Raw genomic sequence first — 22,548 nt, 5'->3', positions numbered from 1 at the left:
GGGGCCCCGTCCGAGCCGGACGGGGCCCCGCTGCGTCCGGCGCCACCCTCCCCGTCACAGCCTCGTGAAGGGATCGGCGTACCGGAAGGTGCCGCCCAGCGGGTCGCCGCGGAGCAGCCGCGCCTGGAAGTGCTCGCCCCAGGCCGGGTCGGGCGGGTCGATCCCGAGCCCGGACGCCGGCACGAAGCCGAACCGCCGGTAGTAGGCCGGGGCGCCGAGCAGCGCGACCAGCCACTCGTCGGCGGCCTCGGCCACCGCCACCAGCGCGTGCACCAGCGCGCTCCCGATCCCCCGGCCCTGCCGGTCCGGTCGGACGCCGATCGGCCCGAGGCCCAGCACCGGCGTGCCGTACGGCTCCAGCCGGCCCCGGGTCGCGAGGACGTGCCCCACGACCTCCCCGTCGTCCTCGGCGACGAGGGACAGGTGCGGGAGGAAGCCCGCGTCCTCGCGGAGCTCCGCCACGAGACGGGCCTCGGGCGCTTCTCCTCCCGCGCGGGCGGCTCCGGTGCCCGTGCCGGCGAAGGCGGCCCTGTGCAGGGCGTGCACGGAGGCGTGGTCGGCGGGGCGTTCGCGGCGGACGATCACCGCCGCAGTGTGCTGCTCCCCGGCGCCGCCGGCCCACCGGATTCAGGGGTCAGTCGAGCACGACGGCCGTGCCGGTGAGCCGGTCGTGCAGGCCGCGGCCGTCGGCGTCGACCAGCAGCGCCGGCACCAGCAGCATCAGCAGGGCGGTGCGGACCACCGCCCGCCACGGCGCGAGCCGCGCCCCGGGCCTCGGGTGGGCCAGCCGCATGCCGAGGACCCGGTGCCCCGGGGTCTGGCCGAACAGCACCAGGGTGACGACGGTCAGGACGCCGAACACCAGCAGGCTCCAGTTGCCCGGGGCCTCCGGGGCGGTGAACCCCCAGGCGATCAGCGCGGATCCGCCGGCGTCGACGAGGTAGCCGCCGACCCGCCGGGTGAACGGGGCCAGCGAATCCGACCCGGTGGCCGGCAACCCCAGGGAGGCACCGCGGGCGGGGGCCTGAGAGGGTTGACCCGTATCACTGACCATGACCACCAGCGTAGTGAAAGGACCACCCTTCCCCCCACGCCTCGCTCCGCTCGGCGCGGGCCCTTGAAGGGTGGCCGTGGCCTGCGACACGCCCGGCGCGTTGTTACCGCCCCGAAACACTCGGGACACGGCGGGGCAACTCCCCGCTCGTAGCGTGCCGTTCGGCAGTCAGCCCACACCCGGAGGATCGATGTTCACCAGTCCCGACGAGGTCGCCGCCTACATCCGCGACAACGATGTCGAGTTCGTCGACGTCCGCTTCTGCGACCTGCCCGGCGTCATGCAGCACTTCACCATCCCGGCATCGACGTTCGGTGAGGACACCTTCAGCGAGGGCCTGGGCTTCGACGGCTCCTCGATCCGCGGGTTCCAGGCGATCAACGAGTCGGACATGCTGCTGCTGCCCGACGCCAACAGCGCCTTCGTGGACCCGTTCCGCAAGCACAAGACGCTGAACGTCAACTTCTTCATCCACGACCCGATCACGCGCGAGGCCTACAGCCGCGATCCGCGGAACGTGGCGAAGAAGGCCGAGGCCTACCTGGCCGCCAGCGGCATCGCCGACACCGCGTACTTCGGCCCCGAGGCCGAGTTCTACGTCTTCGACTCGGTGCGGTACGACACCTCGATCAACGAGGGCTACTACCACATCGACTCGGAGGAGGGCTCCTGGCGCACCGGAGCTCGCACCGAGCTCGACGGCAGCCCGAACCGCGGGTACAAGGCTCGCCCCAAGGGCGGCTACTTCCCGGTCGAGCCCTACGACCAGCAGAGCGACCTGCGCGCCGACATCATGCGGAACCTCATCGGTGTCGGGCTCGAGCTCGAGCGCGGGCACCACGAGGTGGGCACCGGCGGCCAGGCGGAGATCAACTACAAGTTCGACACGCTGCTGCGCTCGGCCGACAGCCTGATGCTGTTCAAGTACGTCGTGAAGAACACCGCGTGGGCCGCCGGCAAGACCGCCACCTTCATGCCCAAGCCGCTGTTCGGTGACAACGGCTCGGGCATGCACTGCCACCAGAGCCTCTGGAAGGACGGCGCACCGCTCTTCCACGCCGAGACCGGGTACGCGGGGCTGTCCGACACCGCCCGCCACTACATCGGTGGCCTGCTGGCCCACGCCCCGTCGCTGCTGGCCTTCACCAACCCGACGGTGAACAGCTACCACCGCCTGGTGCCCGGCTACGAGGCCCCGATCAACCTGGTCTACTCGGCCCGCAACCGCTCGGCCTGCTGCCGCATCCCGATCTCGGGCGACAACCCCAAGGCCAAGCGCATCGAGTTCCGCGTGCCCGACCCGTCGGCCAACCCGTACCTCGCCTTCTCGGCGATGCTGATGGCCGGCCTCGACGGCATCAAGAACAAGATCGAGCCGCCGGCCCCCGTGGACAAGGACCTCTACGAGCTGCCGCCCGAGGAGGCCCTGGGCATCGACAAGGTGCCCGCGTCGCTGGACGCCGTCCTCGACCGGCTCGAGGTCGACCACGAGTACCTGATCGACGGCGGCGTCTTCACGCCCGACCTGATCGAGACGTGGATCGAGTACAAGCGGGAGAACGAGATCGACCCGATCCGCCTCCGCCCGCACCCGCACGAGTTCGCCATGTACTACGACATCTGATCTCGCCTGCTGACGCCGCGGCCCCCGACCTCCTGGAGGTCGGGGGCCGCGGTGCGTCCCGACGACGGTCAGTCGCGGTCCCGCCACGGCCCGGGCGCGAGACCGTAGCCCCCGTCCGCGCTGCGGCGTAGCGTCCGGAACCGTCAGGCGGATGTGCATCCGGCGGCGGGCTCCCCGACGCCGGTGGCCATCCCGGTCACGGGGGTCGTGTCGTGGGACGTGTACGTCGGAGCGCGCTGACGATCGGCAGCGTCGTCGCCCTGCTCACCTCCTCCGTCGCCGTGACGCTGGCGACCGGCGCGACGGCCGATGCCTGCCCGGACGTGGCGATCGTGGGTGCCCGAGGATCCACGGAGCCGGTCACCACGGCCAACCGCGGGATGGGGACGAACGCCGACTACTTCGCCGACGGGCTCGAGCGCGAGCTCAGGGCCAGGCACGGCAGCGGGCTGGTGATCGCCGACGTGGCGGTCACCCACTCCCCCACGTCGGTCACCGTCCTGACGCCGACGCGGGCCGAGCTGACCGCGCTGGCGGATCCGGCCCGGCGGGCGCCGGCGATGGAGCGCTACGCCACCGAACGCCTCGGGGCCTACACGCGCAGCGTCGACCAGGGCGTCAGCTCCGCCGTCGACCAGATGGTCGGGCTGCACACCCGGTGCCCGGGCACGGGCTTCGTCCTGGCCGGGTACTCGCAGGGCGCCATGGTGGTGCACCAGGTCATGGCCCGTCTCACGGACGACGGTCGGGCGGGGCTGCTGTCGCGCATCAGCGCCAGCGTCCTCGTCGCCGACGGAGACCGGGTGGGCCAGACCGCCGCCACGCGCCGCGGCACCGCGCCCGCCACCGCGCAGGGCGTCCGCACGGCCCTGCAGCCGGGCGGACCGGACGTGGTGACGACGTCCCCGGTCTTCGATCTCTGCCTCGCCAGGGACGTCGCCTGCGACTTCGACCCGGTGCGCCTCCTGCAGCGGGGCGTCTCCCCGTCCCTGGCGGCGCTCAAGGAGGCGTCGCAGATCCACACCGGGACCGGCTACCGCGCCCTGATGCTGCAGGCAGCGAGGGAGATCGCCGCGTCCTTCACCCCGGCGCCGTCCCCCACCCCCACACCCATCTCCTCGGCGCCGACCACCACGGCACCGACCACCACCACCACCCCCACGACCACGCCACCCACGACCACCACCACCGCCCCCGCGACCACGCCCCCGTCGGGCGGGACCGAAGCGCTCGCCGCCTTCCACGCGGCCCGTGCCGACAGCGCCGCCGGGCGCGGCCCGCTCGATGTCGTCGTCGTCGGCGACTCCGTCACCGAGGGTCGTGACGTGGGCAAGGGCAACCGCTGGGTCGACCACCTGCTCGGGCTCCTGCGGGCCCGCCACCAGCCGCCCGGTGTCACCGGCGGCGAGGGCTACGTCCCCGCCTACTACGCCGCCGGCGGCATGGTCGACCGCTTCTCCTTCGGCGGCGCGTCCACCCTCGGTTCCCAGTACGGCTTCGGGATGCGGGCCAACCACATGCCCTCCGGCGCGGGCAACTCGATGACCGCCGGCTTCACCGGCACCTCGTTCGAGCTGCACTACGCGAGCAGCCTCAACACCGGGACGATCACCGTCTCCATCGACGGCGCGGCAGGCATCCCCGTCCCGACCGCCGGTGGTGGCAACACCCCGAGCGACGGCGGCAGCTGGACCTCTCCCCCACTGCCCCCTGGCTCGCACACGGTCACCCTGACCAACACCAGCGGCCGCACCGTGCTGGTCGAGGGCATCAGCGTGTACGACGGCGACGAGGCCACCGGCGTCCGCCTGTGGGAGGCCGGCCACTCGGGCTGGCAGGCCGAGGACTACGCCAACCGGCCGACCGCGCCGCAGCACGGCCAGGCGGTCGCCGCGGCCGCGCCGCACCTGGTCGTGGTGGCGCTCGGCTACAACGACGTCGTCGCCGGGTTCACCGCCGCCCAGTTCCGCGACTACCTCACCGAGACCATCGGCCACCTCCGCGGGCCGGACGCCGGCCCCGACCCGTCGGTCCTGATCGTCGGGTACCCGCGGCGCACCGACGTCTCCGTCGCCGCCTGGGACGCCTACCTGCAGGCCATGGCCGACGTGGCGGCCGACCAGGGGTACGCGTTCGCCGATCTCTCCGCGTTGCCGGACTTCGGCATGTCGGGCGACGGCGTCCACCCGACACCGACCGGGCACCGCCAGATCGCGGAGGCGCTCGACCGGTTCCTCGCCTCCACCTGAGCCACCGCCGGTGGCGGCGCCGGGCTCAGGTCCGCATCGAACCGGCGTCCTCCGGAGCGGTGCACCAGCGGCTCGACGACACCCACCACTCGGCGTCCAGCCGCCGGACCACGATCTCCCCGACCTCGAACGGCACCTCCGCTCCCCTCCCCGCAGCGCTCAGCGGGTCCCGACGGGGAACCGCTCGCGGGCGGATGATGACAGGACTGTCGCTCGACGCCGGCGAGCACCGGGTTCACCCGTCCTGGGCCAAAGCGCTGCTGAGCGGGCCGATCCGAGGGGAGAACGGCTCACGTACGTCTACGATCACCGCCGGCGACGAGAGGCGGGGCGGCGTGACCGAGGTTCAGCAGGAGGCGGGTGCCACGGCGGCCTCGGCAGCCGAGGGCGCCCCGCCCGAGGGGGCGGACGGGAGCCACCGGGCGCCGGCCTGGTCCGACCCCCGGCGCATCTTCCTGCTCGGCGGGGCGCTGGTCGCCGTGCAGCTGCTCGTGCGCGGCTGGGTGGCGGCGTCCGGGTACTTCGGCCAGGACGACCTGATCCTCATGGGTCGGACCGCCTCGACATCCCTGTCGGCGGACTTCCTGCTGGGCGCTCACGAGCGGCAGGTGATGCCGGGCGGCCTGCTGCTGACCGAGGCGCTCACCTCGCTGGCCCCGTTGCGATGGGGGGCCGTCGTCGCGGGCATCGTCGTGCTGCAGCTCGTGGCGTCCCTCGCCGTCTGGCGCCTGCTGCGCCTGCTGCTCGGTGACCGGCCGGTGACGCTGATCGCCCTCGGCCTGTACCTGTTCGCACCGCTGACCCTCGCGGCCTTCTCCTCCTGGTCGACGGCGGTGCTCACCCTCCCCCTGCACGCGGCGCTGGCCTGGACGTGCGGCGACGCCCTGCAGATGGCCCGCACCGGGCGCCTCCTGCACGCCCTCACCGGCACCCTGGCGTTCGCCGCCGGCCTGGCGTTCACCGAGCGCTCGCTCGTCGTCCCGCTCGTGGCGTTCGCGGTGACGGCCGTCGTGGCCGGCCAGTCGGGCAGCACGGCGCCGGTGCTCACGGCCCTGCGGCGCGGGCTCTGGCTGTGGGGCGGCCTGCTGGCCGTGGCCGTGCTCTGGTTCTGGCAGTTCTCCTCGGTGGCCGGCCCCCTGGTCCTCTCCCCGGACCGGGCCGGCTCGGTGGCCACGGGCGTCGACGCCGTCGGGCTCGGGATCTTCCACGGCGTGCTGCCCGGTCTCCTCGGTGGGCCGCTCTTCTGGACCGAGAACGCCTGGGCATCGCCACCGACGGCGGTCGTCGTCGCGGCGGCCGTCGCCGCACTGCTCGTGGTGGCGCTGAGCTCCTGGCGCAGCCGTGGCGCGGGCGTCGTGTGGTGGCTGGTCGCCGCCTACGTCGTCGGCACCGTGGTGCTGCTCGTCCTGCGGCAGCTCAACCCGGCCGCGCCGGCGGAGCTGGTGCTGGGGCTGCGGGACCTCTCCGACATCGCGGTGGTGGTCGCCGTGGCCCTCGCCCTGGTCGTCCGGGCGCCGGCCAAGGACGACGGCCGGCACGCCGTGCTCGACGGGACCGAGCGCCGCGACATCGGTGTCGTCGCGCTGGCGGTGTTCCTCGGCGCCACGCTGTGGTCGACGCTCACCTACACCCAGCAGCTCGACAACACCCGTACCCGGGACTACCTGACCACCGCCACGGAGTCGCTGGCAGTGCTCGACGTGCCGCTGCTCGACGCCGCTGTGCCCATGGACGTCGTGTGGCCGGTGGCCTATCCGTACAACACGGTGTCCCGGGTCTTCGCGCCGGTGGGGGTGCCGACCGCCCCCACCACGCCGGAGCTGCTGATGCTCGACGGCGCGGGCCGGCTCGTGGCGGCGCGGGTCACCGACGAGCGTGAGCTCTTCCTCGGGCCGGTGCCCGACTGCGGCCACCTGGTCGAGGGCCCCGCCCGTACCGCCGTCCCCTTGAACGGACCGCTCATGTCCCTGGGGTGGACCGTCCAGCTGAACTACGTGGCCAGCGAGGACGGGGAGATCGACGTCTCCCTGGACGAGGGCGAGACCGTGCGGGTCCCGGTGAGCGCCGGCGCGAACAGCGTCTTCGTGCGGCTCTCCGGCTCGGGGAGCTCGCTCCACGTCACCAGCCGCGAGTCGGACCTCGCCGTCTGCATCGACACCGGCCTGGTCGGCCTCGTGGAGCCCGACTTCTGACCCTTCGGAGCACCGCCCGGGTTCGCAGCCGGCTCACACCCGGCGGCGCACCGCTCGCTCCGCCGCCGCCCGGATGCGGCCGGCGTTGGCCGACAGCACCCGGTCCAGCAGGCGGTCCACCGGGGGCAGCTCCCCCAGCCGGGCCAGCCCCGACCAGCGGGGGACCGAGATCGTCCGCGCCCGGGCCGAGGTCAGGCACCCGGCCACCCGGTCGGCGACCCGTTCGGGCGCGATGCCGCGGGACAACCGCCCGCGCGCGTCGGCGTCCGACACCGGGGCGTGCCCGTGGCCGCGGGCCAGCCACTCGGTCGACACGAAGAACGGGTTCACCGTGTGCACGCGGACACCCCGGGCGGTGACCTCCCGTCGCAGCCCCGACGCGAAGCCCTGCACCCCGGCCTTCGTCGCCGAGTACACCGTCAGCGGCGGCACCTGCGACCAGGCGGCGACCGAGGAGACGATCACGACGTCGGCACGGCCCCCCTCGGCGGCCGACCGCAGGAGGTGCGGGAGCGCCAGCCGGGTCAGCTCGACGACCGCGACCAGGTTGGTGGCGACCACGCCGTCGACCACCTCCCCGGGCATGTCCTCCAGCAGGCCGGCCCAGCCGAGGCCGGCGTTGTGGACGACCGCGTCAAGCCGGCCGTGCTCGGCCAGCACCCGGTCGACCAGCCCGGCCCGGTCCGCGGCGGCGGCGACGTCGGCCTCCGTGGCGGTGACCCCGGGCAGCCCGGCCACCGTCGCCCGCAGCCGCTCGCCGTCCCGGGCGCAGGTCACCACCCGCGCGCCGTCCGCGGCGAGCCGGGCGACGGTGGCGCGACCGATACCGGCGCTGCCGCCGGTGACGAGGACGACGCGCTCGGCCAGGCTGGTCATGGCCCGGGCCTACCCGCGGGGGACATCACACCGACCGGCGCTTCGAACCGGCGTTCGTTGGGCATGCTCACGATCATGCGCCTGCCCGAACCCCGGGGCCCCCTCAGCGACGCCCTCGCGCGCGACCTCGCCACCCGCGCCGACCTGTCGGCCGCGACGCAGGAGTGCGCCGAGCGCCTGGAGCCGGGCCACGCCGAGGCCCTCGCCGACGACGACCTGCAGTTGGCCCTCGCGATCTGCTACGAACTGCACTTCCGCGGCTTCGACGGTGTCCCGGAGCACTGGGAGTGGGACCCGGAGCTGCTCCGGCTGCGCGCGGGGCTGGAACGGCGGCACCTCGCCGCGCTGCGCCGGCTGGTCGGCGAGGTGGCGGTCACCGGTGAGCCGATCGACCGGCAGCTGACCGCCCTGATCGCGGCGGACGACGGGCCGTCGCTGTCGGCCTACATGGCCAAGCAGGGCACGCTGGAGCAGTGGCGGGAGTACCTGGTCCTCCGGTCGGTCTACCACCTCAAGGAGGCCGACCCGCACACGTTCGCCATCCCCCGGCTGAGCGGGCGGACGAAGGCCGCCATGGTCGAGATCCAGGCCGACGAATACGGCGGTGGCTCGGCGGAGCGGATGCACAGCGAGCTGTTCGCCGGGCTGATGCGCGACCTGGGGCTCGACGCCGGCTACGGGGCGCTGTGGGACGACGCGCCCGCCGTGGCCTTCGCCTCGGTCAACACCATGTCGTTGTTCGGGCTGCACCGCCGCTGGCGCGCGGCCGCCCTGGGGCACCTGGCGACCGTGGAGATGACCTCCTCCGAGCCCAGCCGGCGGTACTCGGCGGGGCTGCGCCGGCTGGGGTTCGACGAGCGGACCACCGTCTTCTACGACGAGCACGTGGAGGCCGACGCCGTGCACGAGCAGATCGCCTCGGTGGACATGTGCGGCTCCCTGGTCGCCGCCGAACCGGAGCTGGCCGCCGACGTGCTGTTCGGGGCGGCCAGCTCGCTGGCCATGGACGGGCTGGCGGCCCACCACCTGCTGGGCGCGTGGGAGGCCGGCCGGTCGAGCCTGTTCCAGCGATCGGCGCTGGCGGCCTGACCGGTCGCCCCGCCTACCGGGAGCGGCCGGTCACCTCGCCGACGCCCGCGGGGTCGTCCCGGCCCGGAGCGGCGGCACGGTTCCGGGTGATCGCCCAGCCGAACGTCGCGGCGACGGGGAACATCAGCACCCCGTAGACCGCGGCCGGCACGGCCAGCTCGACGCTGCCGAGCACGCTGACGGCGACCGCGATCGCCAGGGTGCTGTTGTGCACGCCGATCTCGAAGGAACTGGCGATCGCCTGCGCCCGGCCGATGCCGAACAGGCGCGGCACGGCGAACCCGATCGCGAGGCTGCAGAGGCAGAAGATCAGCGCCGGCAGCCCGACGTCGCGCAGGTAGCCGCCGACGTTCTCCCGCTCGGCCACCATCGTGCCGACGATGACCAGCGCGAGGACCAACGCCGACAGGGCGCGCACCGGCTTGTCCGAGCGGTCGGCGAAGGCCGGGGCCGACCGGCGCACCAGCATGCCGAGGGCCACCGGGACGAGCACGATCGCGAAGACCTGCAGCGTCTTGCCGAACTGCAGGCCCAGGCTGCCGCCGCCGGCCGGCTCGAAGAAGCCGATCGCCAGGTTGGTGACCACCGGCAGGGTGACGACGGCGATCACCGAGTTCAGCGCGGTGAGGCTGATGTTCAGTGCGACGTCACCCCGGTAGAGGTGGCTGAACAGGTTGGCCGTGGTGCCTCCCGGGGAGGCCGCGAGCAGCAGCATGCCCACCGCCAGCAGCGGGGGGAGGTCGAAGAGGAGCACCAACCCGAAGCAGATCACCGGCAGCGCCAGCAGCTGCAGGGCCAGCGCGATCACCACCGCCTTCGGCTGCCGGGCGATGCGGGTGAAGTCGCCGGGGGTGAGCGAGAGCCCCAGGCCGAACATGACGACGGCCAGCGCCAGGGGCAGCGCGACAGCGGTGAGCGCGGAATCCATCGGTCCTCCGTTCGGGCACCGGCCGGGGAGCCCGCCGGGCAGCACGTTGCGCGCATCCTGTGCGATGCCGGTCACATCCGGCAACCGTCCTCGCCGCAGAGCACCCGGCGGGGGTGCGGAATCAGTCCTCCCGGCGCCCGTCCCGGAGGATCCGCGCAGCCGGTCGCGGCCTGCTCGGCGCGCTCGGCGCGGAGAAGCCCGAGCGCTTGTGGGACCCGTCGCAGAACGGTTTGATGCCGGACTTCCCGCACCGGCAGAGCGCGATGGTGTCGCGCCCCGGGTCGATCTCGGCGCCGTCCTGGTCCAGCAGCCGGAAGCTGCCGCGCACGATCAGCGGTCCGTCGCGGTAGGGCGTGATCGTGGCCCCGTCGGCCGGCCCGCCGCCGGGATCGGTGCCGGCGGTGTCCTCAGGGGGCTCGGGCTCGGCCGACGGTGGTCGCGACACGCCTCCAGCATGCCCTGCCGGCTCCGGGCTACACGGTGCCGGCCCAGCGGATCAGGTCTCGGTGAACTCCAGCGTCTCGACCATGCGGTCCAGGACCCGGACGTTGCGCGCGTAGTCGAACTGCGGCAGGCCCACCGTGTTGACCACGAGGGTGCGCGGGCCGTCGTCCCCCTCGCCGAGGTCGACGACGTAGCTGGTGGTCCGCACCCCCTCCGGCCAGAGGCCCTCACCCGAGGAGACCCGCTCCATCCGCACCGCCGGCCGGCCGCCGACGGTGGTCTCGGTCCGGCTCAGCTCCTCCGCGCCCCCGGGGTCCGCGACCCGGTCGAACGGCGCGGGCTCGACCGAGGCGGTCACCGCGCCCACCCGGGCGTCGGTGCCGGGCGGCACGGTGAACGGGTCGGGCGCGAACCGCGTGCACGCGGGGACCGTGTCCCCCGGGTTCACCGACCACGACTCCGGATAGGACAGGGCGAACCCCGCGGGGCTCTCGCAGCGCTGCGACAGCGCGACCGGCGCAGCCGGCTCCTCCGCGAGGATGTCGACCACGATCCGCTGCGGCGAGTTCAGCAGCCCGACCGCGAACGGCCGTTCCCGGTCCACCCCGGCGAAGAAGGTGTAGTGGCCCTCGAAGAGGGTGTCCTCGACGAGGGTGTCCAGCACGGTCGCCCCGGCGATCGACTGCTGGTCGGGCCCCTCCCAGGGCTGCACGCCCTCGGGCGCGTCGAACGGCAGCGCGATGTTGGTCAGCGTGATGCCGAGGACTGCCTCACCGGGCACCTCCACCGGGGCTCCGGACCCCTGGGCGCGTGGCTCGTCGGTGTAGCCGACCCGCCAGCCGGCCTCGCCCTCACCGGCGACCTCGAAGACGATCCGGTCGAACCCCTCGTGGGCCCCGAGCCGCACGTCGGTGAGAGCGACGAGCGGCCCGTCGCCCGCGGCGATGGACTCGGCGGTGTCGCCGTCGCCGACCGGCTGCAACGTGTCGTCCTGCCCGTCGTCCGACGGGTGACGGACGTCGACCACCAGGCGCGGCGGGTCCGAGAAGGTGGCCACGCCGAACGGCGCCCGCTCCTGCAGGCCGACCGTCCACGCCATGTTCGCCTCGAAGTCCCCGGTCTGGACCACCTCCGTGACCACGGACCCACCCGGCGGCTCGATCCGGTCGGCGCCCTCGTACACCTGCTGGGGGCGCTCGCCGGACAGGTCGACGGTGCTGGCCGGGGTGGTCCGGACCTCCAGGAAGGCGTTGCCCTCGATCTCCACCGGCCGCCCCGAGGCGTCCTGCGTCACGGGCGGCTCGACGTAGGACACCCGGTAGCTCGGCACCCGGTCGCCCTCGAACTCCAGGACCACCCGGTCGAAGCCGTCGTGCCCGGCGGCCCGCACATCGGCCAGGTGGGCGACCGGTCGGCCGGCATCGGGGAAACCACCACCCTGCACCGCGGCGGTACCCGGGTCGCCGACCGGTTCGACGGCCCGGTCGTCGCTCAGCGCCGTCGAGGTCGGCGTCGCCGTCGGCGAGGCGGTCGGCGAGGCGGTCGCGGCGGTGTCGTCGTCGGAGCTGCCACCGTCCGCGGTGCAGGCAGTCAGGAGCAGAGCCGCGCAGACTCCAGCGGGTAGGAAACGCATCGCAGTTCCTGCCTTCGTCTCGGCGTCAGGTCACCTCCGTGCCCTTGCCGTCGCTCCCGGCAGCGAACCCTCACCGTCCCGATGCAACCGGATCGTCATGTACCGGTGCGGCTCCGGTCACGGCCCCGCCCCCGACGGCGGCTGCCCGTAGAAGACCTGCTCGACCACGGCCCGGGCGTGCCGGGTGGTTCGGCGGTAGTCGTCGAGGAACCGGCCCGGGTCGTCGTCCGCGCCGTACCCGCACGCCCGGGCGACGCCGCCCAGCTCCAGCCCCGGCCTCGGCAGCTGGTCGCTGGGGCGCCCGCGCACCAGGAAGATCGCGTTGCGCGCCCGGGTGGCGAGCTCCCACGCCGCGGTGAGCGCCTCGGCCTGCTCCGCCGGGAGCACCCCCTCCTCGGCGAGCGCGGTCAGCGCCCCGGCGGTGGAGGCCACCCGGAGCGCCGGGGTCGTGGCGGCGTGCTCCAGCTGGAGCAGCTGGACGGTCCACTCGACGTCGGCGAGGCCGCCGCGACCGAGCTTGGTGTGGGTGGCGGGGTCGGCCCCGCGGGGCAGCCGCTCGCGCTCCACCCGCGCCTTGATGCGCCGGATCTCGGCGACCTGCTCGGCGGACAGCCCGGTGGCGGGGTACCGGACGGGGTCGACCAGCGCGACGAACTCCGCGCCCAGGGCTTCGTCACCGGCCACCGGGACGGCGCGCAGCAGCGCCTGCACCTCCCACACCGACACCCAGCGCTCGTAGTACTCGCGGAAGGCAGGGAGGCTGCGCACCAGGGCCCCCTGCCGGCCCTCGGGCCGCAGGTCGGCGTCGACCTCGAACGCCGGGTCCGGGGCCGGCTCACCGAGCAGCCGCCGCAGGGTGTGGGCCACGGCGTTCGCCGCGGCCGAGGCCTTGGCCTCGTCCGCTCCCGGCCGGGGCCGCTGGACGAACAGCACGTCGGCGTCGGAGCCGAAGCCGAGCTCGCCACCGCCGAGGCGCCCCATGCCGATCACGGCGAGATCCATCGGCAGATCGGCGACGTCGACGCGCGACTCCAGGGCGTGCGCCCGCAGCGCGGCGTCGAGCCCGGCCTGCAGCGTGGCGACGGCGACGTCGGTCAGCGCCTGCCCCACCCGGTGCACGTCGAGCCGGCCGAGCAGGTCCGCCGCCGCGATCCGCAGCAGCTCCTGCCGGCGCAGCCCGCGGATGACCCGCACCCCGGCCTGCGGGTCGGGCGCACGGCCGGCCGCCTGCCGCCACGCCCGGGCCAGGGTGGCGGCGTTCCGCGGCTCGAGCTCGGCGTCGTCGGCGAGCAGCCGCAGCGCCTCCGGCGTGCGGGTGAGCAGCGAGGCGACGTACTGGCTCGAGCCCAGCAGCTGGGCCAGCCGCTCGGCGACCTGCCCCTCGTCGCGCAGCAGCCTCAGGTACCACTGGTTACCGCCGAGCGCCTCGCTGACCTGCCGGTAGGCCAGCAGCCCGGCGTCGGGGTTGGGGCAGGAGGCGAACGTCTGCAGCAGCACCGGCAGCAGGTACTTCTGGATGGAGGCCGAGCGGGAGACCCCGCCGGTGAGGGCCGCCAGGTGCCGCAGCGCGCCGTCGGGGTCGGCGAAGCCGAGCGCCCGCAGCCAGTCACCGGCAGCCTTGCTGCCCAGCTGAGCGGCCTCCGACGGCACCTTGGCCACGGCCGACAGCAGCGGCCGGTAGAAGAGCTTCTCGTGCAGCCGCCGCACCTCGCGGGTGTGCAGCGCCAGCTCCGCCCGCAGCACGTCGACGGCGTCGCCGCGGTGGTCGGGCTTGTACCCCATCGAACGGGCCAGCCAGCGCAGCTGCTGCTCGTCGGTGGGCAGCAGGTGGGTGCGCCGCAGCCGGAGCAGCTGCAGCCGGTGCTCGACCGTGCGCAGGAAGCGGTAGGAGGCGATCAGGGTCGCGGCGTCGTCCCGCCCGACGTAGCCACCGGCCGACAGCGCCATGAGCGCCGGCAGGGTCCCGCCCACCCGCAGGTTCGGGTCCGACCGGCCGTGCACCAGCTGCAGCAGCTGGACCGCGAACTCGACGTCGCGCAGCCCGCCGCGGCCGAGCTTGAGCTCCCGCTCGGCCTGCGCCGGCGGGATGTTGGCCTCCACCCGGCGGCGCATGGCCTGCACCTGGCCGACGAAGCCGGGCCGGTCGCCGGCCTTCCAGACCAGCGGCCACAGCTCCTCGACGTAGGCGCGGCCCAGGTGGGGGTCGCCGGCCACCGCCCGCATCTTCAGCAGCGCCTGGAACTCCCACGTGTCGGCCCACTGGCCGTAGTAGGCGGCGTGCCCGGCGACCGTGCGCACCAGCGCACCGGCCTTCCCCTCGGGCCGCAGCGCGGCGTCGACCTCCCACGCGGCCTCGTGGCAGATGCGCATGAGCGACGCGGCCACACGGGTCGCGGCGGCGAGCGCCGGGCTCTCCGGGTCGCTCGGGTCCGCCGGCTCGGCCACGAAGACGACGTCGACGTCGCTGACGTAGTTCAGCTCCCGCCCGCCGGTCTTCCCCAGCGCGATGACGGCCAGCCGGCAGGCGGCGGCGCCCGCCGGCTGCTCGGCGACGGCGAGCGCCAGGCCGGCGGTGAGCACGGCGGCAGCGATGTCGGCGAGCTCGGCCGCTGCCTCGTCCGCCGGCACGCCGTCGCCCAGGTCCCGCCCGGCCAGGGAGAGGATCGCCCGGCGGTAGGCGTGCCGCAGGGCCGCGATGCGCGAGGGGCCGGCGTCCGGGGCTCCCCTGCCCAGCCGCACGCCCCACGGGGGGTCGTCCGGGTCGGCCCCGACGGCGGTCAGCATCAGCTGCTCCAGCGCGTGCGGGGTGGGCCGGCTCGGACCGTTCCGGTCGTCGAGCACCTCCCAGTCCAGCGGGTAGGCGGCCAGGTGGTCGGCCAGCCCGGCGCTCGCGCCCAGGACGGCCAGCAGGCGGGCGCGGAGGGACCCCGAGCCACGCAGCCGGGCCAGCAGCGTGGCCGCCGCTCCACCCGTGTCGTCCTCGGCGTCGAGCGCCTCGATCAGCCGGTGCAGCGACCGGACGGCGAGGTCGGGGTCCCCTGCCCGGGCGAGGGCGGCCACGACCGGCCCGGCCTCGGGGTCGGCGGGCTCGTTGCGCTCGAGGTCCCACAGGCCCAGCGCCGGGTCGGACAGCAACCGGGCGGCGCGCTCGCCGTCCTCGAAGCCGAACCGGACGAGGCGGACGACCGCCCGCCGCGGGATCTCCGCCTGCGGCACGCTCACGCCCGCACCTGCGCCCTCGTCCGGACCAGCTCGGCGAACCGTCGGGCGAACGGGCCCCACGCCTCGGCCACGTCGTCGTGGGCCGCGGCGGCCCGGGCGCACAGCGTCTCCTGGTCGAGCGGGGAGGCCGCGACGCCGACGGGGTCGCTGCCGGCCCAGGCCCGGACCATCTCCGGCGTCGTCTCGATGTGGAACTGCAGGCCGTAGACGCACCCGCCGACCCGGTAGGCCTGGTGCGGGTAGTGCGGGTTGCCGGCCAGCAGGGTGGCCCCGGCCGGCAGCTCGGAGATCTCGTCGTGGTGCCACTGGATCACGTCCGGCGACAGCGGCAGCGGCCCGAACACGGGGTCGGCGTCCGCGGCGTCCCGCTTGGCCACCAGCGTCGCACCCACCTCGGGGCCCTCCACCCCGACCCGGGTCCGGCCGCCGCCCACCTGGGCCAGCAGCTGGGCGCCCAGGCAGATGGCGAGGGTGGGCAGATCGGCCCCCAGCGCCTGCCCGAGCAGCTGCCGCACACCGACGAGCTCGGGGCTGGTCTCCTCGTCGTCCAGCGACGACTGGGGGCCACCCAGCACGAGCAGCCCGTCGAAGCCCTCGAGGCCGTCCGGCAGCTGATCCCCGAGGCCGAGCCGGCGCTCGTCGAGCTCCATGCCGGCCTCGCGCAGCCACTCCCCCAGCCGGGCCGGCGGATCGGTCTCGCTCGGGACGACGACGAGCAGGCGGGCGCCGCTGGTGGTCACGCGGGCGAGCGTAGTTCGCCGCTCACCGGTTGCCGGCACCGACGGCCGCTGTCACCAACCGGTCAGCCGGAGGAGGTCGCGCTCCAGCAGCGGGGCGACCGTGCGCATGTACATCGCGGTGACGTGGGCGTCGTCCATGTAGACCCGGACGTTGCCCACCACGGCGGGGCAGCTCTCCTCGGTGCAGAAGTACGGACGGGTGTCGAGCAGCTGCACGCCTTCGGGCAGCGCGGCGCGCAGCACCCGGTCGTCGTAGACCTCGTCGGGCGAGACGCTGCACTCCGCCGCCCGGTCGCCCAGCTCGGCCACGCAGTCGGGGACGTCGCGGTCGTTGCGCGGGTTGTCCCGCATGCCGATGACGGGGACACCGGCCTCGGCGAGCTGCTCCCACGCCTCGACGAAACCGGGCGGGAGGACCTCCCGCTCCCCGGGGTCGATTCGGGTGCCCATCGCCAGCACCACGTCGGGGTCGAAGGCGACGATCCGGTCGGCCACCGTGGCCCGCCACGCGGCGCACTCGCCGTACCGGGCGGAGGTGGGGCGGTAGAACTCCGAACCGGTGGACAGGTTGCAGCCGGGGTTCGGCAGCGAGATCAGCTGCCAGCCGCGCTCGGCGGCGATCGTGGACATCGGCGGCAGCCAGTGGTTCATGTGCGAGTCGCCCACCACCACGACCCGGCGGGTGGCGTCGTCCGGTCCCTGGATGCAGACCGCGATCTTGGCGTCGAGCGGCTCCCGCCGCACCGTCTCCACCCGGCACGACGCCCCCTCGAGGGAGGCCCAGTCGTCCCGCAGCACCGACAGCGGCGGAACGGCCTCGACGTCGGCGACCCCGCCGGTGACCACGTCGGCGGCGGTGAGCGCCCGCGCCCCCGGATAGCGCGGGTCGTCGAGAGCCGGCCCGTGCGCGGCCAGCTGGCGGTCCAGGTAGGTGGTCACCGCCAGGCCCCCGGCCAGCAGCGGTGCCGCGCAGGCGACGACCAGCACCAGCACCCACGCCGGGCGGCGCGAGCGGAGGAGGTTCCCGCCCGGCCGCTCCACCATGCGGTGGGTGAGCGCCGCCAGCACGAGGGAGACCGCGATGACACCCACTGCGCCGACGGGCGACGGGTTCTGCCGGCCGGTGTGCACCAGGTGCAGGACCAGCAGCGGCCAGTGCCACAGGTAGACGACGTAGGCCCGCCGCCCCAGCCACTGCATCGGCCGCACGGTGAGGACGCGGTGGACGCCGAAGCGGCCGCCGGTGTCCGCGGCGACCAGCACGGCGACCGCGCAGAGCACCGGCCAGGCGGCCTGCCAGCCGGGGAAGGTGCGGACGCCGTCGAGGACCGCGCCGCACACCACGAGCGCGAGCACGCCGCTCCAGCCGAGCACCAGGCCCAGGCGGCGACCCGGGCGGCCGACGAGCAGCAGCGCAGCCAGCGCGCCGACACCGAGCTCCCAGAGCCGGGGCAGCGTGGCGAAGTAGGCCGCCTGCTGGTCGGCGCTCGTGGCGGCCAGCGACCAGGCGAACGACGCGGCCGTCGCCGCCGCGACGAGCGCGACCGCCAGCGGCCGGCCGTACCGCTGGGCGCCGGCCGCCCGCAGCCCGGCGAGGACGGCGGCGACGATCAGCGGGACGGCGACCAGCACCTGCACCTGGATCGACAGGGACCAGAACTGCTGCATCGGGCTCGCCGCGGCGTCGTTCGCGGCGTACTCGACGGCCTCGTCGACCAGGTGGAGGTTCTCGGTGAACGTCACCGAGGCGATCAGGTGCTCGACGATCTCCCGCCAGCGCGTCTCCGGCACCACGACCGCGCTGAGCGCGACCGTCGCGCCGAGCACGACGAAGGCGGCCGGCGCCAGCCGGGACAGCGAGCGCGCGATCGGCGTGATCGGGTCGAAGGTGCCGGACCGGAGCCGGCCGGCGAGGCTGTGGACGAGGAAGAAGCCGGTGAGGGCCAGGAAGACGTCGACGCCGCCGGAGACCCGTCCGGTGAACACGTGGTAGACGACGACCAGCCCGACGGCCAGGGCGCGCAACCCGTCGACCTCCGGGCGGCGGGCCGGGCGACGTCCCGCCGGGCGCGGCGGCGCGGGGGCCTCGGCCAGGTCCTCGGGCATGGCGGAATCGCGGACCGCCAGGTCCGTCGCCACGTCGCTACCCCACCCCGTGTTGGCCACCGGACGCAGAGACTACGCAGTTCCAGGGCCTGCGAACCCCCCCCCCAGGACGGGTGAAGCGACGGTTCGCGCGCACCGGGCGTCACAGCAGGCACGCCGGCCACGGGCCGGCCCTGCCCGGCACCGGGCCGAACCGAGCCCGGTGCCGTGCCGTGCGCCGGAGCGGCCTACAGCCCCGGCAGGTAGCGGCGCAGCTCGAAGGGCGTGACGTTCTGCCGGTAGGAGTTGAACTCCTCCCACTTGTTGCGCAGGAAGAACTGGAAGACGTGCTCCCCCAGGGTCTCGGCGACCAGTTCACTGCCCTGCATCGCCGTCAACGCCTCCCCGAGGCTGACCGGCAGGTCCTCGTAGCCGGCCGCCCGGCGTTCGGTGTCGGTGAGCGACCAGACGTTGTCCTCCGCCTCCGGCGGCAGCTCGTAGCCCTTCTCGATGCCGCGCAGGCCGGCGGCCAGCAGGACGGCGAAGGTGAGGTAGGGGTTGCACGCGGAGTCCGGCGAGCGCACCTCGACCCGGGCCGACTGCGCCTTGCTGGGCTTGTAGCTCGGCAGCCGGACCAGCGCCGAGCGGTTGGCCCGCCCCCAGGTCGCCGCGGTGGGCGCCTCGGTACCGGCCAGCAGCCGGCGGTAGGAGTTCACCGTCTGGTTGGTGATCGCGGTGACCTCGCGGGCGTGGGTCAGCAGCCCGGCGATGAACTGCTTGCCGGTGGTCGACAGCCGCATCGGGTCGGCCGGGTCGTGGAAGGCGTTGCGGTCGCCCTCGAACAGCGAGAGGTGGGTGTGCATCGCCGAGCCCGCCAGCTCGGTGAACGGCTTGGGCATGAACGTGGCGTGCACGCCCTGGGCCAGCGCGACCTCCCGGACGACGTGCCGCAGCGTCATGATGTTGTCCGCCATCGACAGCGCGTCGGCATAGCGCAGGTCGATCTCCTGCTGCCCCGGAGCGACCTCGTGGTGGCTGAACTCCACCGAGATGCCCATCGCCTCCAGCGCGAAGACCGCCTCGCGCCGGAAGTCGTGCGCCACGTTGTGCGTGGAGAGGTCGAAGTAGCCGCCGGTGTCGGCGGGCTCCGGCGCGGTGCCGTCGGTGGGCAGGTCCTTGAGGAGGAAGAACTCGATCTCGGGGTGGGTGTAGAAGGTGAACCCCATGTCGGCCGCCTTGGCCAGCGTCCGGCGCAGCACGTGCCGGGGGTCGGCCCACGACGGCGAGCCGTCGGGCAGCGTGATGTCGCAGAACATCCGCGCGGTGTCGCTGGCCCGGCCCTCCCGGGCCGGCATCACCTGGAAGGTGCCCGGGTCGGGCTTGGCGAGCATGTCGGACTCGTAGACGCGGGCGAACCCCTCGATCGCCGAGCCGTCGAAGCCGATGCCTTCGGCGAACGCGGCCTCGATCTCGGCCGGGGCCACCGCGACGGCCTTGAGGTAGCCGGAGACATCGGTGAACCACAGCCGCACGAAGCGGATGTCGCGCTCTTCCAGGGTCCGCAGGACGAACTCCTGCTGTCGGTCCATACCGGCCATGATCCAGTCCGCTCGTTTCGGGTGTGTGACGTCGGCGCAAGCCTGCCCAATCCGGGCGATCCGCACACGGTCCCCGGCCGCGACGGTGCCCGTGTCGCGCCCCCACCTGGCCGTCGGCCCTGGCGGGCGACGAGACTGACGGCGTGAGTGATCAGCAGCCGGTGCAGTTGCGGGTGGCCCTGGCCCAGGTCGACACCCGCGTCGGGGACCTCGCGGGCAATGCGGACCTGGTCGTGCGGTGGGCGGCGGACGCGGCGGGGGCGGGCGCGCACCTCGTCGTCTTCCCGGAGATGACGCTCACCGGGTACCCGCCGGAGGACCTGGTGCTGCGGGAGTCCTTCGCCCGCGCCAGCGAGCAGGCGCTGGTCGACCTCGCGGCCCGGCTGGCCCAGGAGGGGCTGGGCGAGCTCGCCGTCGTCGTGGGGTACCTGGCGCACACCGATGGCAGCGGGCCGGCCCCGGTCGACGAGCCACCCACCGACGACGACCGGCCCAGCGACGCCAACCCCCGCCGGGGCGCGCCCCGCAACGCAGCGGCCCTGCTGCACGGCGGCGACGTCGTCGTCCGCTACTACAAGCGGCACCTGCCCAACTACGGGGTCTTCGACGAGGCGCGCTACTTCGTGCCCGGCACCGAGCTGCCGGTGGTGCGGCTGCACGGCGCGGACGTCGCGCTGACCGTCTGCGAGGACCTCTGGGTCGAGGGTGGGCCGTGCGGGGTCGCCGGCCAGGCCGGGGTCGACCTCGTCGTCTCCCCCAACGCCTCCCCCTACGAGCGGGCCAAGGACGACCTGCGGCTCCCGCTCGTGCGCCGCCGGGCGGCCGAGGCGGGGGCGGCGATCCTGTACTGCAACCAGGTCGGCGGGCAGGACGAGCTCGTGTTCGACGGCGACTCGATGGCCGTCTCCCCCACCGGCGAGCTGCTGGCCCGCGCCCCCCAGTTCGTCGAGCACCTGCTCACCGTCGACCTCGCGCTCGACCCCTCCGCGGTGGCCGAGCGGCGCGCGGGCCGGGTGGGGCCGATGACCGTCACCCGGCACGTGCTGAGCGAGGAGCCGGTGCCCGCCTTCGACCCGCGGCCGGCCACGGTCGCGGAGCCGCTCAGCGACTGCGAGGAGGTCTGGCGGGCGCTGGTGCTGGGCCTGCGCGACTTCATCGACAAGAACGGCATGCCCTCGGTGGTGCTCGGCCTCTCCGGCGGCATCGACTCCGCCGTGGTCGCCGCCCTCGCCGTCGACGCGCTGGGCGCCGGCCGGGTGCACGGGGTGGGGCTGCCGTCGAAGTGGTCCAGCGAGCACTCGCTCGCCGACGCCGAGGAGCTCGCGCGCCGCACCGGCCTGCACTACTCCGTCGTGCCGATCGCGCCGATGGTCGACGCCTACGAGTCCTCGGTGGAGCTCTCCGGGGTGGCCGCCGAGAACCTGCAGGCCCGGGTCCGCGGCACGCTGCTCATGGGGCTGTCCAACCAGCACGGCCACCTCCTGCTGACGACGGGCAACAAGAGCGAGATCGCCGTCGGCTACTCCACCCTCTACGGCGACTCCGCCGGCGGCTTCGCCCCCATCAAGGACGTGCCCAAGACCCTGGTCTGGGAGCTGGCCCGCTGGCGCAACGCCGAGGCCCGTCGCCGCGGCGAGACCGAGCCGATCCCGCAGAACTCGATCGACAAGCCGCCGTCGGCCGAGCTCGCGCCGGGCCAGGTGGACAGCGACTCGCTGCCCTCCTACGACGAGCTCGACGCGGTGATCGCCGACTACGTCGACCGCGACCTCGGCATGGCCCAGCTGCTCGAGCGGGGGCACGACCCCGAGGTGGTGGCGCGCGTCCTCCGGTTGGTGGACGCCGCGGAGTTCAAGCGCCGCCAGTCGGCGCCGGGCACCAAGATCAGCCTCAAGGCGTTCGGACGCGACCGGCGCCTGCCCATCACCAGCCGCTGGCGGGAGACCCTCCCCACCGTGCGGGAAGGAGCACAGGCGTGAGCGAATCGGTCCTCTACGGCGGCCAGTCGACGGCGCGGGTGCGCATCCACCACCTGCAGCAGGCCAAGCAGCGCGGCGAGAAGTGGGCGATGCTCACCGCCTACGACACCTACAGCGCCGCCATCTTCGAGGAGGCCGGCATCCCGGTGATGCTGGTCGGCGACTCCTCCGGCAACGTCGTCCTCGGGCACACCAGCACCGTGCCGGTGACCGTCGAGGACATCCTGCTGATGACCAAGGCGGTCACCCGCTCCACCACGCGGGCGCTGATCGTCGCCGACCTGCCCTTCGGGTCCTACGAGTCGGGCCCGCAGCAGGCGTTCGACACCGCCGTCCGCATGATGAAGGAGGGTGGCGCCCAGGCCGTCAAGCTCGAGGGCGGGGTGCGCGTGGCGCCCCAGATCCGCCTGCTGCACGACGCCGGCATCCCGGTGATGGCGCACGTCGGCTTCACGCCGCAGAGCGAGCACGCCCTCGGCGGCTACCGGGTTCAGGGCCGGGGGGCCGGGTCCGAGCAGCTGCTGGCCGACGCGCATGCGGTGCAGGAGGCCGGTGCGTTCGCCGTCGTCCTGGAGATGGTGCCGGCGGCCGTCGCCGCCCAGGTGACCAAGGAACTCGCCATCCCCACGATCGGCATCGGCGCCGGCGTCGAGTGCGACGCGCAGGTGCTGGTGTGGCCGGACATGGCCGGGCTCAACGGCGGCCGGGTGCCGAAGTTCGTGAAGAAGTACGCCGACCTGCGGGGCGAGCTGCTGCGCGCCGCGCAGGAGTTCGCCGACGACGTCCGCGGCGGGGCGTTCCCCGGGCCCGAGCACTCCTTCGACTGAGCCGGCGG

16 protein-coding genes are annotated in these 22,548 nt (G+C 74.3%); 6 read left to right on the top strand and 10 right to left on the bottom strand.

Going from position 1 to position 22,548, the window contains the following annotated elements; all coding sequences use genetic code 11:
- Positions 1-54 precede the first annotated feature (54 nt).
- Both ACI79S_RS15125 and ACI79S_RS15120 read right to left on the bottom strand, forming a co-directional pair.
- A complete protein-coding gene (locus tag ACI79S_RS15125; RefSeq protein ID WP_456594265.1) occupies positions 55-585 on the bottom strand; it encodes a GNAT family N-acetyltransferase in 531 nt (176 codons plus the stop codon).
- Positions 586-634: 49 nt separating this feature from the next.
- Positions 635-1,054, bottom strand: coding sequence for an RDD family protein (locus ACI79S_RS15120; RefSeq protein ID WP_456594264.1), 420 nt, complete (start codon positions 1,052-1,054; stop codon positions 635-637).
- A gap of 190 nt (positions 1,055-1,244) precedes the next feature.
- Between ACI79S_RS15120 and glnA the strand changes: the two genes are divergently transcribed.
- The 3 genes from glnA to ACI79S_RS15105 all read left to right on the top strand — a co-directional run bounded on the left by glnA (position 1,245) and on the right by ACI79S_RS15105 (position 7,119).
- Positions 1,245-2,678, top strand: a complete 1,434-nt coding sequence (glnA, locus tag ACI79S_RS15115) for a type I glutamate--ammonia ligase (protein WP_456594263.1) — start codon at positions 1,245-1,247, stop codon at positions 2,676-2,678.
- Positions 2,679-2,890: 212 nt separating this feature from the next.
- Complete coding sequence (locus ACI79S_RS15110; RefSeq protein ID WP_456594262.1) at positions 2,891-4,927, top strand: cutinase family protein; 2,037 nt, start codon at positions 2,891-2,893, stop codon at positions 4,925-4,927.
- Between the two features lie 335 nt (positions 4,928-5,262).
- Positions 5,263-7,119, top strand: a complete 1,857-nt coding sequence (locus ACI79S_RS15105) for a hypothetical protein (protein ID WP_456594261.1) — start codon at positions 5,263-5,265, stop codon at positions 7,117-7,119.
- A 33-nt stretch (positions 7,120-7,152) separates the two neighbouring features.
- On the opposite strand, the gene ACI79S_RS15100 is transcribed toward ACI79S_RS15105, so the two are convergent.
- Positions 7,153-7,995 carry an SDR family NAD(P)-dependent oxidoreductase gene (locus tag ACI79S_RS15100; protein WP_456594260.1) on the bottom strand — a complete coding sequence of 281 codons (843 nt, stop codon included), beginning with the start codon at positions 7,993-7,995 and terminating at the stop codon, positions 7,153-7,155.
- A gap of 75 nt (positions 7,996-8,070) precedes the next feature.
- Between ACI79S_RS15100 and ACI79S_RS15095 the strand changes: the two genes are divergently transcribed.
- Complete coding sequence (locus tag ACI79S_RS15095; RefSeq protein WP_456594259.1) at positions 8,071-9,084, top strand: iron-containing redox enzyme family protein; 1,014 nt, start codon at positions 8,071-8,073, stop codon at positions 9,082-9,084.
- A gap of 13 nt (positions 9,085-9,097) precedes the next feature.
- On the opposite strand, the gene ACI79S_RS15090 is transcribed toward ACI79S_RS15095, so the two are convergent.
- The 7 genes from ACI79S_RS15090 to ACI79S_RS15060 form a co-directional block, all read right to left on the bottom strand.
- Positions 9,098-10,012 carry a bile acid:sodium symporter family protein gene (locus ACI79S_RS15090; protein WP_456594258.1) on the bottom strand — a complete coding sequence of 305 codons (915 nt, stop codon included), beginning with the start codon at positions 10,010-10,012 and terminating at the stop codon, positions 9,098-9,100.
- Positions 10,013-10,133: 121 nt separating this feature from the next.
- Positions 10,134-10,457 (bottom strand): CDGSH iron-sulfur domain-containing protein, encoded by a 324-nt coding sequence (locus ACI79S_RS15085; RefSeq protein ID WP_456594257.1) that lies wholly within the window; start codon positions 10,455-10,457, stop codon positions 10,134-10,136.
- Positions 10,458-10,508: 51 nt separating this feature from the next.
- Positions 10,509-12,089 carry an AMIN-like domain-containing (lipo)protein gene (locus tag ACI79S_RS15080; protein ID WP_456594256.1) on the bottom strand — a complete coding sequence of 527 codons (1,581 nt, stop codon included), beginning with the start codon at positions 12,087-12,089 and terminating at the stop codon, positions 10,509-10,511.
- Between the two features lie 117 nt (positions 12,090-12,206).
- Positions 12,207-15,311, bottom strand: a complete 3,105-nt coding sequence (locus ACI79S_RS15075; RefSeq protein ID WP_456594255.1) for a bifunctional [glutamine synthetase] adenylyltransferase/[glutamine synthetase]-adenylyl-L-tyrosine phosphorylase — start codon at positions 15,309-15,311, stop codon at positions 12,207-12,209.
- The gene (locus tag ACI79S_RS15070; RefSeq protein ID WP_456594254.1) at positions 15,308-16,051 is read right to left on the bottom strand and encodes a type 1 glutamine amidotransferase; all 744 of its coding nucleotides are present in this window, start codon (positions 16,049-16,051) and stop codon (positions 15,308-15,310) included. The genes ACI79S_RS15075 and ACI79S_RS15070 overlap by 4 nt, the downstream gene beginning before the upstream one ends.
- 51 nt (positions 16,052-16,102) lie before the next feature.
- Positions 16,103-18,190: an acyltransferase family protein gene (locus ACI79S_RS15065; protein WP_456594253.1), complete on the bottom strand. Its 2,088-nt coding sequence runs from the start codon at positions 18,188-18,190 to the stop codon at positions 16,103-16,105.
- A 194-nt stretch (positions 18,191-18,384) separates the two neighbouring features.
- Complete coding sequence (locus ACI79S_RS15060) at positions 18,385-19,725, bottom strand: glutamine synthetase family protein (protein ID WP_456594252.1); 1,341 nt, start codon at positions 19,723-19,725, stop codon at positions 18,385-18,387.
- Positions 19,726-19,877: 152 nt separating this feature from the next.
- Between ACI79S_RS15060 and ACI79S_RS15055 the strand changes: the two genes are divergently transcribed.
- Both ACI79S_RS15055 and panB read left to right on the top strand, forming a co-directional pair.
- Positions 19,878-21,713 (top strand): NAD+ synthase, encoded by a 1,836-nt coding sequence (locus tag ACI79S_RS15055; protein ID WP_456594251.1) that lies wholly within the window; start codon positions 19,878-19,880, stop codon positions 21,711-21,713.
- Entirely contained in the window at positions 21,710-22,540 is an 831-nt protein-coding gene (panB, locus tag ACI79S_RS15050; RefSeq protein WP_456594250.1) for a 3-methyl-2-oxobutanoate hydroxymethyltransferase, read from the top strand. Before ACI79S_RS15055 ends, panB begins: the two co-directional genes overlap by 4 nt.
- Positions 22,541-22,548: the final 8 nt, after the last annotated feature.

This window comes from Blastococcus sp. SYSU DS1024 (assembly GCF_054050795.1).
This window is presented reverse-complemented; position numbering and strand designations above follow the sequence as displayed.